We start from the raw sequence: 721 nt of genomic DNA on the forward strand, positions 1-721 counted from the left end.
ATCAAAGTTAATCCCGATTTTCTCAGCGGCGAGCTGCCAGCGCTCTTCAAACGGCGTATCAAATAATAATGTTAAGTCGGCAGGGCATACTAACCAGTCGCCGTCTTTAAGCTCACGCTCGAGCTGTTTTTTGTTCCAGCTGGCATGTCCTAAGCATAAGTGGTAGTGCCCAATACCTTGCCCTGCAGCGATACGCTGTAAAACATCTTGACTGGTAGTGATACATACGTTCTCTGAGATGGCAAATGACGATGCCCACTCCGGTTGACCCGTATGTAATACAAATCCTACCTCAGGATACATCGGGCCGCCTTCTAGTGCTAAGTCTTCCATAATTTGAGGATTGGTCACATCGATGTTCAAATCTTCTAGCAGTTTACCCACACGCGCCTGCTCAAGGGGACGGTTCACCATCAACCCTAAAGCGCCTTGTTTATCATGGCGACAAATATAAATAAGCGCCCGCTCAAACCTTGGGTCTGACAAGTCAGGAGCGGCAATTAAGAAGTGATGGGTCAAATTAGCTTTGGACATAAAGACAAATATAATATAAGTAATATAAAAGGTGAGACACTACTATATGGTGATACTAAACAAAAAAGCAATATAGGAATGACATCGTTATCATAAGCAATAGACGTAAAGTATGAGCTATTTTACCATCCCACTTTTAAAATAAGGATGCATACTAGCAATATGTCTTTACTTGATACCAGTTAGC

General features: G+C 42.7%; 1 protein-coding gene. It reads right to left on the reverse strand.

Translation table 11 applies throughout. The features are described 5' to 3' along the window. Positions 1-534 (reverse strand): YqgE/AlgH family protein (locus ACS8FD_RS20405; RefSeq protein WP_439277208.1); only part of this gene is annotated, 534 nt, incomplete at its 3' end. Positions 535-721: the final 187 nt, after the last annotated feature.

Source organism: Psychrobacter sp. 1U2 (assembly GCF_051847575.1).